This is a genomic window from Pelomonas sp. Root1237 (assembly GCF_001425055.1).
Taxonomy (GTDB): domain Bacteria; phylum Pseudomonadota; class Gammaproteobacteria; order Burkholderiales; family Burkholderiaceae_C; genus Pelomonas.
This window is the reverse complement of the sequence record NZ_LMDK01000012.1, coordinates 193,095-207,748: the sequence shown is the minus strand read 5'-3', so window position 1 is coordinate 207,748 and position 14,654 is coordinate 193,095. Positions and strand designations below refer to the sequence as shown.

At 67.1% G+C, this 14,654-nt stretch carries 9 protein-coding genes; 2 read left to right on the top strand and 7 right to left on the bottom strand.

Going from position 1 to position 14,654, the window contains the following annotated elements; genetic code table 11:
- Nucleotides 1-12: 12 nt before the first annotated feature.
- From ASC91_RS08835 to ASC91_RS08810, 6 genes are all read right to left on the bottom strand, one after another.
- Nucleotides 13-978 carry a cupin-like domain-containing protein gene (locus ASC91_RS08835; protein ID WP_235531914.1) on the bottom strand — a complete coding sequence of 322 codons (966 nt, stop codon included), beginning with the start codon at nt 976-978 and terminating at the stop codon, nt 13-15.
- Between the two features lie 23 nt (nt 979-1,001).
- Complete coding sequence (locus ASC91_RS08830; protein ID WP_056195297.1) at nt 1,002-1,697, bottom strand: SapC family protein; 696 nt, start codon at nt 1,695-1,697, stop codon at nt 1,002-1,004.
- A gap of 16 nt (nt 1,698-1,713) precedes the next feature.
- Nucleotides 1,714-3,276, bottom strand: coding sequence for a tryptophan halogenase family protein (locus tag ASC91_RS08825; RefSeq protein WP_056195294.1), 1,563 nt, complete (start codon nt 3,274-3,276; stop codon nt 1,714-1,716).
- A gap of 160 nt (nt 3,277-3,436) precedes the next feature.
- Nucleotides 3,437-6,526 carry a TonB-dependent receptor gene (locus tag ASC91_RS08820; RefSeq protein WP_082532545.1) on the bottom strand — a complete coding sequence of 1,030 codons (3,090 nt, stop codon included), beginning with the start codon at nt 6,524-6,526 and terminating at the stop codon, nt 3,437-3,439.
- Between the two features lie 522 nt (nt 6,527-7,048).
- The gene (locus tag ASC91_RS08815; protein ID WP_056195288.1) at nt 7,049-7,738 is read right to left on the bottom strand and encodes a response regulator; all 690 of its coding nucleotides are present in this window, start codon (nt 7,736-7,738) and stop codon (nt 7,049-7,051) included.
- The gene (locus tag ASC91_RS08810; RefSeq protein ID WP_056195285.1) at nt 7,735-9,237 is read right to left on the bottom strand and encodes an ATP-binding protein; all 1,503 of its coding nucleotides are present in this window, start codon (nt 9,235-9,237) and stop codon (nt 7,735-7,737) included. The genes ASC91_RS08815 and ASC91_RS08810 overlap by 4 nt, the downstream gene beginning before the upstream one ends.
- Nucleotides 9,238-9,341: 104 nt before the next feature.
- Between ASC91_RS08810 and ASC91_RS08805 the strand changes: the two genes are divergently transcribed.
- Together ASC91_RS08805 and ppc are read left to right on the top strand one after the other, a co-directional pair.
- Nucleotides 9,342-10,577 carry a cytochrome-c peroxidase gene (locus tag ASC91_RS08805; protein WP_162247757.1) on the top strand — a complete coding sequence of 412 codons (1,236 nt, stop codon included), beginning with the start codon at nt 9,342-9,344 and terminating at the stop codon, nt 10,575-10,577.
- Nucleotides 10,578-10,667: 90 nt separating this feature from the next.
- Nucleotides 10,668-13,466, top strand: coding sequence for a phosphoenolpyruvate carboxylase (gene ppc, locus ASC91_RS08800; RefSeq protein WP_056195280.1), 2,799 nt, complete (start codon nt 10,668-10,670; stop codon nt 13,464-13,466).
- 31 nt (nt 13,467-13,497) lie between these two features.
- Here ppc and ASC91_RS08795 read toward each other — a convergent pair whose 3' ends face one another.
- On the bottom strand, nt 13,498-14,571 hold the full coding sequence (locus tag ASC91_RS08795; protein WP_056195278.1) for a glycine zipper 2TM domain-containing protein: 1,074 nt from the start codon (nt 14,569-14,571) through the stop codon (nt 13,498-13,500).
- Nucleotides 14,572-14,654 lie beyond the last annotated feature (83 nt).

The following is a 14,654-nucleotide window of genomic DNA, read 5'->3' as shown; positions in this document are numbered from 1 at the left end:
TCGTGGATGAGCTCATCGTTTGAGTCGGTTCTGCAGCATCGAGCGCAGCTGGCGGGCGCTGTTGTCGGTCATCGGCGCGAGGATGCCGCGCGCGGCGGGCGGGATGTGGGCCGCCGTCTGTTCATCGGCGTCGAAGACGTAGTGGTTGAACAGCGCGCGCCAGGTATCGCGCTGGGCCGGTGGCAGGTCGCGCAGTGATAGCAGGGCCATCAACAGCGTGTTGATCGGCTCGTCCATGAAGGCCGGGGACTGCCGCCACCAGAAGTTGACGAGCGCACTGATGGGCTCCAGCGACTCCACGCCATGCCACCACTGGCTGGGGATGAAGAGCGCATCGCCTGGCAGCAACTCGAAGGTTTGCGCATGCTCCAGCGCCTGCGCGTATCGCGGGAAACGCACGAGGTCGGGCCGCGCGTGGTCGACGAGGCTGATCGGCTGGCCGGCGGGGGTCAGGTCCAGCGGGCCGATGTAGATGTTGGCGACCTGATCGGGCGGGAACAGCGTGAAGCGGCGCCGGCCCGCGACGACGCAGGCGATGTTGTCGGGCAGGTCGAAATGCGCGGCCACCTGCATGCGGTTGCCCAGCCAGATGCTCGCATGCGGGTTGAAGGGCGCCAGCGCAGGCAGGTCGTTGGGCGGGCGCAGGCCGGGAAAGCAGTGGTCGATGCCGGTGGAGCCGAGGTAGAGGGCGTCCGGCGTGCCGGCCAGCAGCTCGTCCAGCAGCGCGCCGAAGGTGTGGGTCTCGTGCCGGAAGTTGAAGCCGGTGAAGTCGGCGTTGTAGAAGAAGCGCCCGCCGATCTCCGGTGCGCCGCGCCAGAGGGCCAGGCGCGTGTCGGCGCCGAAGCCGCGCAGGTAGTCGCAAAAATCGGCGTCGGACCGCTGCGCGGCCTGCACCAGCGGCCAGCGCCCGACCAAGCCGCGCATCAGCACGGGCTGGGTGGACTGGAGCACGTCTGCCGGGATCGCTTCGGCGCTCACATCACTGCGCTCCAACATCCTGCTCAGACCTCCCGTGCGAGGTGGCGCTTGATCAGCTTGGTGAAGTTGGACAGCGACGCGATGGCCATGTAGATAGGCTGCAGGTAGTCGGCCTGGTGCAGCAGGCCGACGGTGCTGGCGTCCAACGCGGCGAGGCGCTCCTCGTGGATGATGTAGTAGCCCACCAGCTGGCCGCGCGAGCCGTCCGGGCGCTCGACGTCGAGCACGAAGGACTCCAGCAGCTCGTGCTGCGTCAGCGTCTGCACGAAGTCGGTCGTCGTCTGCAGGCCCTCGTGCAGCGTGCGCAGCACGGAGTTCGCGTTCTCGGTGAAGTCGGTCGTGCCGCCATGCGGCAGGAACACGGCCTCACCCTCGGCGCCCGGGCTGACGCGCTTGCTGTCCATGTCGACCATCATGCGCAGCTCGTCATCGGCGATGCCGATGGAGAACGGCAGGCGCTGCACGGACAGCGGCAGGTAGTCGGCATCCCAGCCCTGCTCGTTCAGGAACAGGTTCTCCCCCTCCTGCAGGCCGAACAGCGCCGCCGGCGCGAAGCCGCCCTTGCCGTCAGTCTGGAAGACGATGGGGTAATGCGCCTGGAGCTTGCGGAACTCGTCCACCGTGACGGGCGCCGACATGATGTCGTCCCCCCACTTCGCGCCGCGCTGGGTGATGACGCGCAGGTCCTTGTGCTGGATGTTGTTGAGCAGTTGCGGCATGGATGGGCTCTGGGAATCAAGCGGCCGGCGGCATGCCGTGCTCGCGGATGTGTTGGATGAGATCGCGGTGGCGGGGCAGGCCGCCCAGCAACCGCCGGGTGATTGTCGTCACGTCCTTGAGGCCGGTTTCGGCTTGGGTCCGCTGGTCGGCACGCGGGGCCCGCAGCGCGGGCTTGAAATGCATGCCATAGAGCACGTACTGGTAGCTCGCGGCGGGGAAGACCTCTTCGTTGCGATAGAAGTCGTTGCGCGACGGCGCGCGGTGAGCCCAGAGCTGCAGCAGTTCGCGCAGCGACTCGGGTTGCGTCGCTGCGCTGCGGTGCTCGCGCCAGTAGTCCGCGTCGTCGCGGCGGCTCAGCACATAGTGCAGCTTCAGGAAATCGATGATGCGCGACCAGCGGTAGGCGAAGGCCTCGTTGAAGCGTTTGGCGACGAGGTCCATGTCGGCGCGATTGGCAGGCATCTCGTCGCGGATCATCGCGGCCGACAGTTCGACCAGCGCCAGCGCGGACGCCTCCAGCGGCTCGATGAAGCCGGCAGACAGCCCAACGGCGACGCAGTTGCGATGCCAGAAATGCTCGCGGTAGCCGGGGCTGAAGCTGAGCCGGCGTGGCGTTGCGTCGCCCAGCGACAGCCCGTTGCGCTGCAGATGGCCCAGCAGCGCGCGCTCGGCGGCGGCATCGTCGGTATGGCCGCTTGAAAACACCAAGCCGATGCCGCGCCGCGTGGGCAGGCCGATGTCCCACGTCCAGCCCTCGGCATGGGCTGTGGAGATGGTGGCCGATGCGAGCGGCGCCTTGGCATCGGCATGCGGCACCTGCACGGCCAGTGCGCTGTCGTTGAAGAGGACGCCCTTTTGGCATCGGAGGCCGACGCCGTAGTGCTGGCCCAGCAGCAAACTGGCCATGCCGGAGCAGTCGATGAAGAGATCGCCTTCGAGATCGCCGTGCTCGCGGGTCGCAAGCGCCGCGATGTCGCCGTTCTCGTGCGAACGCACGGCGACGAAGTGATCGACGATGTGGCGAACGCCGAGCACCGTCGTCGCATGACGGCGCAGCAGATGGCCGAGCTTGACAGCGTCGAAGTGGTAGCCGTAGTTGAGGACGCCGGCGAAGTCCGGCGTCGTCGTCTGCTTGGGCGCCAGGCGTGCGTCGCACACATGCGGCTGCGCACCCACGCTTTCGGCAAACGCGTGCTCGCCGCCCGCCTGCAGCCATGCGCCTGCCAGGTCGGCCTCGCCATGGCCGTGAGGCAACGTGAAGGGGTGGTAGTAGCGATCACCGGCACCGCCGTACAGCCAGCCGTCGAAGCAGGAGCCCTGCTTGAAGGCTGCGTCGCATTCGCGGATCAGGTCGACTTCACTGAGGCCGATGCGATGCAGCGTGGCGCGCATCGTCGGCCAGGTGCCCTCGCCCACGCCGATGGAGGGCACGTCGGGGGATTCGATGAGCGTGATCTGCAGCGCGTCGGGGCCGTCACCGCCCAGTTCCGCCGCCAGGGTCGCAGCCGTCAACCAACCGGCCGAGCCTCCCCCCAGCACCACGATACGTCGAACGGCTGTCGTCACCTCGGAACTCATCCCGCAAAGTATGGCCGTGCGGGTGCCGGGCACGCCGCAAAGGCCGAGGAATTCTGAAAGGAAATTTGGCCGAGGTGGGCGTTGCGCGCCCGCCTCGGCCAATCTGGGTCGCCCGGCGAACGGCCCCGAGGGGCGTTTACCGGGCGGCGGTGCTCATCGCTCAGAAGCGATAGCGAGCACCGACCAGGTAACGGCGGCCCGTCTGGATCGCGGAGATGATCTCGTTCTTGCTGCGGCCATGGGTGCGGATGTAGCCATCGTTCAAGTTCAGCAAGTCGGCCTGCAGGGTCAGGTTCTTGCCAATCTTGTAGCCGATGGACGCGTCCACCTGACCATAGGCCTCGGTGTACCGCGGGTTGTTGCCGTTGTCGTTACCCAAGAGGAACGAATCGCGCCAGTTGTAGGCGGCACGAATCGACCACTGGTCGTTTTCGTAGAAGCCCACCACGTTGGCGGAATCGCTGACACCCACCAGAGGGGACTGCACATCGGTGCTTGACGCGTCGTTGCGGTACTTCAGGCCACTGCGGACCAGCGTGTAGTTGCCCGAGACGCCGAAGCCACTGGTGCTGAACATGTGCTGGAAGTTGAACTCCAGGCCCTTGATGTTGTCGCCACCGGCATTGGACGGCGTCGTGATGTCGAAGATCAGCGGCTGGGCGCCGGGGACCGTGCCCGCAATGTTGCCCTTCAGGAAGTTCGGGTCACTGGCATCGGTGACCGTGACGCCCGGCTGGCCGTTGTAGTTCTTGAAGATGTAGTTGCGCAGCAGCTTGGGACTGTCAGCAGGAATACCCGACGCCCGGGCAGCGTCGAAATACGTGCCACTGGCAGGCTGGTTCAGGCCGGCGAACGTTTGCTGAACCGTTTTCGTGGTGAAGAAGTCGGATACCTTCTTGTAGAAGGCGCCCGCTGCCACATACGACGACTTGGCGTAGTAGTACTCAGCAGACAGGTCCAAGTTCTTGGACTTCAGCGGCTTCAGTGCCGGGTCACCGGTCGAACCGGCGCCGTGGATGTTGTAGCGGCCCGAGTTCGCGTTCAGAGCGACACCGCCCAGCATGTCGCCGAAGTTCGGGCGACCGATGTTGACACCGTAGCTCGCGCGCACCTTGATATCGGACGTCAGGTCGGCATCCCAGTCGATGCTGGGCAGCCAATAGCTGTACTTGCCGTCCTTGGTACCGAAGGTCGTGGTTGCGCCATCGAGCCTCACCTCGTTTTCCGCATACCAGGTGGTGGCGTTGTAGGAGGTGACTTGTGACGAGGACGTGATCTTCGTCTGCTCATAGCGCAGACCGACCGACAGGTTCATCGGGATGGACGTGTCGAACGAGTGGTCCCACTGACCGTAGGCCGCGGTCGACTTCTCGGTGGTGCGCCAATCGTTGCCGTTGGTGAAGTCGGTATACGGCTTGAAGTAGGCATCTGCCTCCGCCGCGCTCAGCGGATTGCCCGGCGGGAGCGACGTCGGACGATACGACTGCGCGTTCTTGACGGCCTGCGCACGCAGTTGGTCGAAGTTCGGCACGAAGAACGTCGGGAACTGGCGCGCGTCGCTGCTGCCAGGAATCCGGCCGTAGAAGCTGGCGATGTTGTACTGGGCGACGGTCATGTCCTTGAACGAGCCTTGCGGGCCGATGCCACCCCAGTCGCCGTGGAAGTTGTTCGAGCCGGCGGAACGATTCTTCAGCTTGGTGAAACCGAGGCCGGCGAGCAGCTTGTCGTCGGCGCTGAGCTTGTAGGTGCCGCTGGCCTGGACCTGATCGACGTCCTGATAGGAAATGTTGTTGGTGAACTGCGAGCCCGTGACGGTGGTCTTGCTGGAGTCGTACTTCAAGCCGGGCGACTGCATGACCGGGAACTTCTGGTCGTAGTACATCGTCGTGTTGCCCTGGTTGAACATTGCCAGGTCAATGACGTTGGTGTCGCCATAAGGGCTGTCCGGATTGGTCCGGGACGTCGAATGGTGAGCGTCGAGATCGATGTTCAGCTTCTCGCTGACCTTCCATGCCGCATTGAACCCGGTGGAGTTCAGCTTGGTCTTGACCGCCTGCTGGGCAGCGTACATCGCGAAGTCGTGCGTGCCGTCCCAGGTGGCCGTCTGGATGATCGGGTCGTAGACCTGACCCGTGGCGGTGAAGGTCGTGGGCGGCTGGCCATTCAACGGGCCCGAATACGAGGGGCCGAACCAGGAGGAGTTCTCAATGGCGTTCTGCTTGGTCGCGTTGATGGCAATCGTGTGGTCCAGCGTGAACTTCAGTTCCTTCGTCGGGGCGAACTGCAGAACGGCCTGACCGTTGATGCGCTCGCGCTCCAGATCGGTCACGCGGTAACGCACGTCATTCGTGTGCGTCACATAGCCGCTGGTCGGGAAGTTCTTCAGGTTGCCGGCCGGAACACCGTCATACGCCGTACCGGCGGCACCGTTCGTAATCGGCTGAGTTTGCCAACCGTTGCCAGTGAAGGCGTTGTTGGAGCCCGAATTGCGCTTCGAGTAGTTGCCGCTGATCGAGATGCCGAGCGTGCGGTCCCCGAAGGACGTGCTGTAGATGCCGGAGATTTCTGGCGTGACCTTCGAGCCCGCAATCTCGCCCGGCAGGCGGCCGATCGACTCGTCATAGTTGGCCTTGATGCCGATGCTGGCGATGGTTTCGCGCACATCCAGCGGGCGGGCCGTCTTGACGTTGATGGTGGCGCCGATACCGCCCGTCGGCGACGAGGCTCGCGCGGTCTTGTACACCTCCAGCGCGGAAACTGCGTCGGAGGACAGGTTGGCAAAGTCGAAGGCGCGGCCGGCATTACCGGAGGGATTGGAGGTCGGCATCTGCCGGCCGTTCAGCAGCACCATGTTGAATGCGGGGCCGACACCGCGAACGGTGACTTGCGAGCCTTCACCGCTCATGTTCCGGTCGATGGACACGCCGGCGATGCGCTGCATCGACTCGGCGAGGTTGGTGTCCGGGAACTTGCCGATGTCTTCGGCCACGATGCCATCGACCAAGCCGCGTGAATCGCGCTTCAGGGTGACAGCGCTGTCAAGGGACCGGCGAATACCCGTGATGACCACGGTCTCCAGGGAGTTGGCAGCAGCCGACGCCGCAGATGCAGGTGCCGCAGCGCCAGCCTGCTGGGCATGCACGGCCGCGGCACCCGTGAGCAACGCGATCGACGAGGCCCACGCAACGGGCTTGAGCCGGATGGACCGCACGGGACCACGCCGAACTTTGGAAATCTGAGGGTGTTTCATTTGTCTCCTTACTTGCTTTAAGCGGCTGTAGCGCCGATTGATGACGACTCTATGGCCCACTGATGCCAGCACTTGGTAGCGTTACCAGCACTCCTCAAAAAAGAGAGTGCCCGTTGCAGGCGCCTGCGTACTGTACGTTTTGGCCTCCCCATGACTCCTGGGGTTTACGCGAGTTGATCTTGCCGTGTGCGCAATCAACAACACCTGCGAAAGCAGCTCTTTCCGGGGTGGCCGGACAGCGAATCGTGCGCTTGCGCGCAACCATCGGGGATGAGCTTTGGTAGCGATCTCAGCATCCTTGCCAAGAGCACATCGATCTGCGGGTCAATTCAAATAGACAACGCTGTCAACAATATCCCAATGTGGCGGAGGATTCAATTGCAGGCGCAGTCTGGTTTTCCCGGAATGGGGACAGAAAGCCCATGATGGGTCACTTGGGCACCAGAGGAGTGCCTCTGGTTTCAGTGCAGGTACGGCGCCCGTGATGAGTTGTCCAAAAGCAACGCAGTGGAGAAAGCAGGCTCAGGCCAGGTCCAGCCGGTAGCCCACGCCGTACACCGAAGCGATGCATTCCTGGGCTGGCTCCAGCGCCGCCAGCTTGCGGCGGATGTTCTTGATATGGCTGTCGACAACCCGGTCGGACACGTCGCGGAAGTCCTCGTGGATGAGATCCAGCAGTTGGGACCGTTCGAAAACGCGCCCCGGCTGTTGCAGCAGCTGGCGCAACAGGCGGAACTCCACCGGCGTCAACGACAGCGCCTGCTCCTGCCAGACGATGCGCTGGCCCGCCTCATCCACCGCAAAGCCGCCACCCGCCGGCACCAGTGTGGCCGGCGCCAGCCGTCCCTGGGCGCGGCGCAGCAGGGCCTTCACGCGGGCCACGAGTTCGCGCGGGCTGAAGGGCTTGCAGACGTAGTCGTCCGCGCCGAGTTCCAGGCCAAGCAGCCGGTCCAGTTCCTCGACACGGGCGCTGTTGATGAGGATGGGCACGTCGCTGAACATGCGCACGGCGCGGCAGACCTCCAGGCCGTCCAGCCCGGGCAGCATGACGTCCAGCAGCACCGCCGCCGGCATCGGGCCGGTCTTGAGCCTCTCCAGCGCCTGGCGGCCATCGGCCAGCCATTCGCTGCGGTAGCCGGCGGCCTGCAGATAGTCCCGCACCAGGGCCGCCAGCTTGGGCTCGTCCTCGACGATCAGGATGAGATCGCTCATAGGCCATTTCCCTCGGGTTTGAGCGGCAGTGTCAGCACCATGGCCAGGCCGCCCAGCGTCGAGGCCTCGGCGTGCAGGCGACCGCCATGGGCCAGCGCGATGGCACGGGCGATGGCCAAGCCCAGGCCCGAGCCCCCAAAGGCGCGACTGCGCGAGGGGTCGACACGGTAGAGCGGGTCGAACAGGCGGTCCAGCTCGGCCTCCGCCACGCCGGGCGGTGTGTCTTCGATGCGGATCTCGATGGCCGTGCCCAGCGAGCGCGCCGACACCTGCAGCAGGCCGGGAGCCTCGGTGTAGCGCAGGCTGTTCTCAAGCAGATTGGCCAGCAGTTGAGAGACTCGCACCGCATCCCAGCACGCGGCCGGCAGCACCTGCGGCAAGGGCGCCTCGATGACCAGGCCCCGCGCCCTGGCACGCGGCGCGACGCGCTCAAGGGCCGCCTGCAGCAGCGCAACCGGCGCCACGGGCTCGAACTGGCAAGGCAGGGACCGCAGCTCCGACGTGGCCAGCAGATGGAAGTCTTCAACCAGGCGGGAAAGGCGCTTGATCTCTTCCTGCAGCGAGGTGAGCGCCGTGCTGTCCAGCGGCCGTATGCCGTCCACCAGCGCCTCGACCTCGCCACGCAGCACGGCCAGCGGCGTGCGCAACTCGTGGGACAGCTCGGCGATCCAGCGCTGGCGGCTGCTCTCCAGTCGCTGCAGCGCCTCGGCCATGCCGTTGATGTCCGCGTGCAGGCCTGTGATCTCGCTGGCACCGCCGCCATCGCGGGGCGCGGGCAGGCGCACGTCGAACTCGCCCGCCGCGATCCGCCGTGCCGCAACCTGGGCCTCGGCCAATGGCCGCGCCCAGCGCACGGCGAGCAGCCGTGCCAGCACCAAGGCCACGATGAGGACACCCCCGACCACAACGCCCAAGCCGATGTACTGCCGTCGCAGGAAACTGGCGTCCACCCCCTCGGCCGGCCCGGCACGTTCCGCCAGCCGCAGCACGGCCAGCGTCTGGCCATTGAGCTTGATGGCGCGGGTCTGGCCGGGGCGGCCCAGCGTCTCGCGGCGGCCCGCCAGCGGGGTGATGCCATCGGCAGCCAGCACAACGACGCGTGGGCCGAAATTGGAAGGATCGCGGCGCGGCGGTGGTGGGTCGCGGCGCGGGTCAGGCGGCGGACGGCGGCCCTCGGGATCGCCACGCTCCGGTGGCGGCGGATCGTCGGACCGGCCGCCCGGCGGTGGTCCTTCAGCAGGGCCGCCATGCCCCGTCGACACGCGCACGGTGTCCAGCCAGTCACGCAGCGCCGGGCGCCAGTCCTGCGGCGCCCCGCCGCGCCGGGCCAGGTCTCGCTCGGCGGCTTCCATCAGTCGCGTCAGGTGCTCGCCGTCCTGAGCCTGCAGATAGTCACTGAAGCCGGCGCGCAGATTCCAGACCACTTGACCGGCCACGGCCGCGACGGCCGCCAGCGCGATGGTGATGAGAAGCAGAGACAACTGGTGGACAAGACGCATGCGCGCATCTTGCCGGGCAACTGTGGAGCCGGCCTCCACAGTTTCTCCATGCTGGGCCCACGCTCGGCCGGGAAGCTCGCGGCATGCCAACGAAGGAGACCGCCATGCCCGCCCGCCACATCCTGCTGCCCGCAATGCTGCTCTGCCTGCTCGCTGGCTGCGGCGGCGGCGCTGGCGGCGCCGCTGCCGACGCCAGCGCCGATGCCGCCGCCCAGCGCCCACCCCGCACGCCTTTGCCAGCGCCCGTTCCCGTGCCGACGCTGGCCCAGGTCGGCGACCGGTTGTTCGAGGAGGTCAGCCTCTCCGCCAGCGGCAAGCTGGCTTGCGCCAGCTGCCACGTCGAGGCGCGCGGCCATTCGGATGCAACCGGCAGCTTCCTGCCCCTGGGTGGTGCCGACGGCACCCACCAGGGCCTGCGCAGTTCGCCCAGCGCTCGTTACCTCGATCAGGCCGGCGCCTTTGGGTTTGACGCCCAGGGCCGGCCGCGCGGCGGGCTGTTCTGGGATGGCCGCGCCAACAACCGCAGCGAGCAGGCGCGCGGGCCACTGTTCAATGCTGACGAGATGGCCAATGCCGACGTCGCCGCGCTGGCAACCCGGTTGCGCGCCCTGCCCTATTCGGCCGACCTGCGTGCCGCAGCCAATCTGCCGGCCGCCGCGACTGACAACCAGTGGGTCGACGCCGCCGTCACCGCACTCGCCCGCTACCAGGCCGATGACGCCAGGTTCCATCCGTTCACAAGCAAGTTCGACGCGGTCCAGGACGGCCGCACCACCTTCACCGCCCAGGAGCAGCGCGGCCTCAATCTGTTCAACGACCCGCAGCGCGGCAACTGCGCCAGTTGCCATGACAGCCGGCCTGTTCAAATCCAGCCAGGCCTGAACCGCGCCCTGTTCACCAACTTCAGCTATCACGCCCTCGGCGTGCCGCGCAACCAGAGCCAGGCCACCGCCAATCCGGCCTTCTTCGATCTCGGCCTGTGCGCCCGCAGCGACCTCGCTGGCCGCGCCGACCTGTGCGGCATGTTCCGCACGCCGACGCTGCGCAACGTCGCCTTGACGGGACCGTACTTCCACAACGCCCGCTTCGCCGCACTCGAAGACGCCGTCGCCTTCTACGCCACGCGTGACCTCGATCCGGCGCGCTGGTACCCGACCGTCAACGGACAGGCCCTGGTCTATAACGACCTGCCCGCCCTTTACCACGGCAATGTCCAGCAAGGCGCACCCTTCCGGCGCGCCGGCCAGCCGCCGGCCCTGACCGCCCAGGACGTGACCGACGTTGTCGCCTTCCTGCGCACGCTCAGCGACGGTTTCACGACAGCGCCGGCAGCACAGTGAAGGGGCCCGTTCCAGAGAAGAAACTGCTAGAGTCACGGAGAGGTAACTTGGTTACTTCTCCTATAGCAATTCCTTCTCGGACGACCTGCCATGCCCTCACGAGCCGCTCCTGCCCGCCAAGAGATCGACAAAAAGGCCGACAAGAATGAACCGCTGGTGGCCGACATCCGGCTGCTCGGGCGCATCCTTGGCGACGTCATCCGCGAACAGGAGGGGCGCGAGGCCTACGAGCTCGTCGAGCGCATCCGCCAGCTGTCGGTGGCCTATCGCCACAAGCACGACAAGGAAGCCGGCAAGCGCTTCGACAAGCTGCTGAAGAGCCTGTCCGGCGAGCAGGCCGTCAGCGTCATCCGCGCTTTCAGCTATTTCTCGCATCTGGCCAACATCGCCGAGGATCGTCACCACATCCGCCGCCGCGACGTGCACGAGCGAGCCGGCAGCCTGCAGCCCGGCTCGCTGGCCTATTGCCTGGAGCATCTGCACGAGGCCGGCATCCGCCCGACCGAGATCGCCGAGGTGCTCAAGCGCGGCTTCATCTCGCCGGTGCTGACGGCCCACCCGACCGAGGTGCAGCGCAAGAGCATCCTGGACGCCGAGCGCGCCGTGGCCGGCCTGTTGGAAGCTCGCGACCGCGCCGGCACGGAGCGTGAGCTGCGCGACACCGAGGGCCTGCTGCGCGCCCGCATCACCCAACTCTGGCAGACGCGCATGCTGCGCTACTCCAAGCTGACGGTGGCCGACGAGATCGAGAACGCGCTCTCCTACTACCAGTCCACCTTCCTGCGCCAGATTCCCAAGCTCTATGCCGAGCTGGAGGAGCACCTGCCCGGCGAGCAACTGCCCAGCTTCCTGCGCATGGGCAACTGGATCGGCGGCGACCGCGACGGCAACCCCAACGTCGGCGCCGTGACGCTCAAGCGCGCCATGCAGCGCCAGAGTGAGGTGGCGCTGCGCCACTACCTGACCGAGCTGCACGAGTTGGGCGCGGAGCTGTCCATCTCGCTGCACCTGACGGGCGTCTCTGCCGACATGCAGAAGCTCGCCGAGCGCAGCCCCGACCAGAACGTCCATCGCATGGACGAGCCTTACCGCCGTGCGCTGACGGGCATGTATGCCCGCCTGGCCGCCACCCTGCATGCGCTGACCGGCACCGAGGCGCTGCGCCATGCCGTCGCGCCGCAAGACCCCTATCGCACACCCGATGAGCTGCTGGCCGACCTGCGCATCATCGAGGCCTCGCTGAAGAGCCACCATGCCGAAGCGCTGATCGCACCGCGGTTGAGCCCGCTGGTCCGCGCCGTGCAGGTGTTCGGTTTCCACCTCGCCACGCTGGACCTGCGCCAGAGCAGCGACCAGCACGAGCTGGTGCTGGCGGAGCTGCTGGCCACGGCCCGGATCGAGGCCGACTACCCGGCGCTCGATGAAGCCGCCAAGCGCGAACTGCTGCTGAAGCTGCTGAACGACGCCCGCCCGCTGCGCGTCATCGGCGCGAGCTATACCGACAAGACGCTGTTCGAACTCGCCACCTTCGAAGCCGCCCGCGAGGCCCTGGCCCGCTTCGGCCGCGAGGCGCTGCGCCACTACATCATTTCGCACACCGAGTCGGTGTCCGACCTGCTGGAAGTGGCCCTGCTGCTGAAGGAAACCGGCCTGCTGCGCGGCGTGCTGACCGAGTATGCGGTCAGCGACCTCATCATCGTGCCGCTGTTCGAGACCATTGGCGACCTGCGCGTCGCGCCGGACATCATGCGCGAGTTCTACGCCCTGCCCGGCGTTCGCGGCCTGGTGGACCGTTCGAGCGGCGAGCAGGACATCATGCTGGGCTACTCGGACAGCAACAAGGACGGGGGCATGTTCACCTCGTCCTGGGAGCTCTACCGCGCCGAGATCGCGCTGGTCGAGCTGTTCGACGAATTGAAGCGCGTCGGCCCCATCACGCTACGCCTCTTCCACGGCCGTGGCGGCACCGTCGGCCGCGGCGGCGGCCCGAGCTATCAGGCCATCCTGGCCCAGCCTCCCGGCACCGTGAACGGCCAGATCCGCCTGACCGAGCAGGGCGAGGTCATCGCCTCCAAGTACGCCCACCCGGAGATCGGCCGGCGCAACCTGGAAACGCTGGTGGCCGCCACGCTGGAGGCCACGCTGCTGCATCCGACGCAAAGTGCACCCAAGGGCTTTTTGCAGGCTGCACAGGCGCTGTCGGACGCAAGCTTCGACGCCTACCGCGGTCTCGTCTACGACACGCCCGGCTTTGCCGACTACTTCTTCGCCAGCACGCCGATCCGCGAGATCGCCGAGCTGAACATCGGCTCACGCCCGGCCTCACGCAAGGCTACGCGCGCCATCGAAGACCTGCGCGCCATCCCCTGGGGCTTCTCCTGGGGCCAGGCCCGCGTCGCCCTGCCCGGCTGGTGCGGCTTCGGCTCCGGCGTGGAGGCCTTCCTCGGCGAAGAGCCGGCACAGCGCGCCAAGAACCTGGCCCTGCTCAAGCGCATGCTCAAGGGCTGGCCCTTCTTCCGCGCGCTGCTGTCCAACCTCGACATGGTGCTGGCCAAGACCGACCTGGCCCTGGCCGAGCGCTATGTGGAGCTGGTGGAAGACAAGAAGCTCGGCAAGCGCATCTTCACGGCCATCCGCGCCGAGTTCGACCTTACACAAGCGGCGCTGAGCCTCATCACCGGCGACGACAAGCGCCTTGCGGCCAACCCGTCGCTGGCCCGCTCCATCGAGCACCGCTTCCCCTACATCGATCCGCTCAACCACCTGCAGGTCGAGCTGATGCGCCGCTACCGCCGCACCCAGGCCGACGACCCGGCCATGGAGCGCGTGCAGCGCGGCATCCATCTGTCCATCAACGGCATTGCGGCGGGGCTGCGCAACACCGGTTGAAGCGCACGCCCCCGACCGCGTCGCCTGGACGCTAGCGCTGGTAGGCCGCCAGCGTGTCGCCAACGACGCGCACCGTGTCGCCCACGCGGAAAGACGGCGGGTCGGCATAGACGACCGTGCGCTGCAGGCCGTCGTTCGTGCGCACCACCACTTCGTACTGCGTGCGCTCGCTGTTGCGCTTCTGGATCTCGCGGCCCAGCAGCGCGCCGCCCACCGCTCCGGCCACGCCCGCGGCCGTGCGGCCATCGCCCTTGCCGAACTGGCTGCCCACCACCGCGCCCAGCACGCCGCCGGCCACCGTGCCGAGCACGCGGCCCTCGCCGTCGACCTGCACGGCATTCACGGCCTGCACGGTCGCGCAGTCATAGCACGAGGCCTCGGCGCGGCGCGGCGGCAGGTTCACACTGGCATACGCATTGGGCGCGCTGCTGCGCACGCTGCGGTCCCCCAGGCGCAACTGGGCCGTCAGAGGCCGTTCGGTATCCACCCAGGCACCGCGCGGCAGCACATAGGTGCCGGCATATTCGCCGGGGCGAATCTCCTCGAGGACGATGTTGCGCGTCTCGCTGCCCTGCAGCAGCACGGAGGCCTGGCCACCTGGTGTGCCACGCAAGGTGTAGCGCAGCGCCTCGGCGCGGCCACGGCCGCGTTCGCGCACAACATCCATGGACTGGATCTCCGGCCGCAGGGCCGTCTCGCCCGGCACCGGCCAGCCCGCCTGCAGCGCTTCGCCCAGCAGCGCCGTCGTGACGCGGTTGTCACGGCGCAGATTGGCATGCACCCGCGAATCCGGCCCGATGCGGTCCGAGCGGCCGATGATGTAGCTGCCCTGATAGCGGCCCGCGCTGGTCTCGTCCAGGCGCACCGTGCGCCGGCTGCCGTCGATCTGCAGCAGCACGTTTGCCCCCGGCGTGCCCCAGACCGTGAAGTTCAGCTCGGCGCCCGGCTCGAGGCGGTCGACCTGTTCGACGTCAAAGCCCGTCACGCGCAGCATCGCCATCTGGCTGCTGCGCTGCTGCGCCTGGGCCGGCTCGGCCAGGAAGGGGGTACCGGCCACCAGCGCGCAGGCCAGGGCCGTTGCCGAGAAATGCTTGGCGTGCTTCATTGCGCGCTCCTGTTGATTGGGGAGCCCCAGCCTAGGCGCCACCGCAGTGCAGCAAACATCGGCCTGCGGCCTGCTCACGGGTA

What these genes read in the sequence shown, in the direction of transcription:
- ASC91_RS08830 (WP_056195297.1), bottom strand. Translation starts at nt 1,697, where the DNA reads ATGCCGCAACTGCTCAACAACATCCAGCACAAGGACCTGCGCGTCATC.
- ASC91_RS08825 (WP_056195294.1), bottom strand. Translation starts at nt 3,276, where the DNA reads ATGAGTTCCGAGGTGACGACAGCCGTTCGACGTATCGTGGTGCTGGGG.
- ASC91_RS08820 (WP_082532545.1), bottom strand. Translation starts at nt 6,526, where the DNA reads ATGAAACACCCTCAGATTTCCAAAGTTCGGCGTGGTCCCGTGCGGTCC.
- ASC91_RS08815 (WP_056195288.1), bottom strand. Translation starts at nt 7,738, where the DNA reads ATGAGCGATCTCATCCTGATCGTCGAGGACGAGCCCAAGCTGGCGGCC.
- ASC91_RS08810 (WP_056195285.1), bottom strand. Translation starts at nt 9,237, where the DNA reads ATGCGTCTTGTCCACCAGTTGTCTCTGCTTCTCATCACCATCGCGCTG.
- ASC91_RS08805 (WP_162247757.1), top strand. Translation starts at nt 9,342, where the DNA reads ATGCCCGCCCGCCACATCCTGCTGCCCGCAATGCTGCTCTGCCTGCTC.
- ppc (WP_056195280.1), top strand. Translation starts at nt 10,668, where the DNA reads ATGCCCTCACGAGCCGCTCCTGCCCGCCAAGAGATCGACAAAAAGGCC.
- ASC91_RS08795 (WP_056195278.1), bottom strand. Translation starts at nt 14,571, where the DNA reads ATGAAGCACGCCAAGCATTTCTCGGCAACGGCCCTGGCCTGCGCGCTG.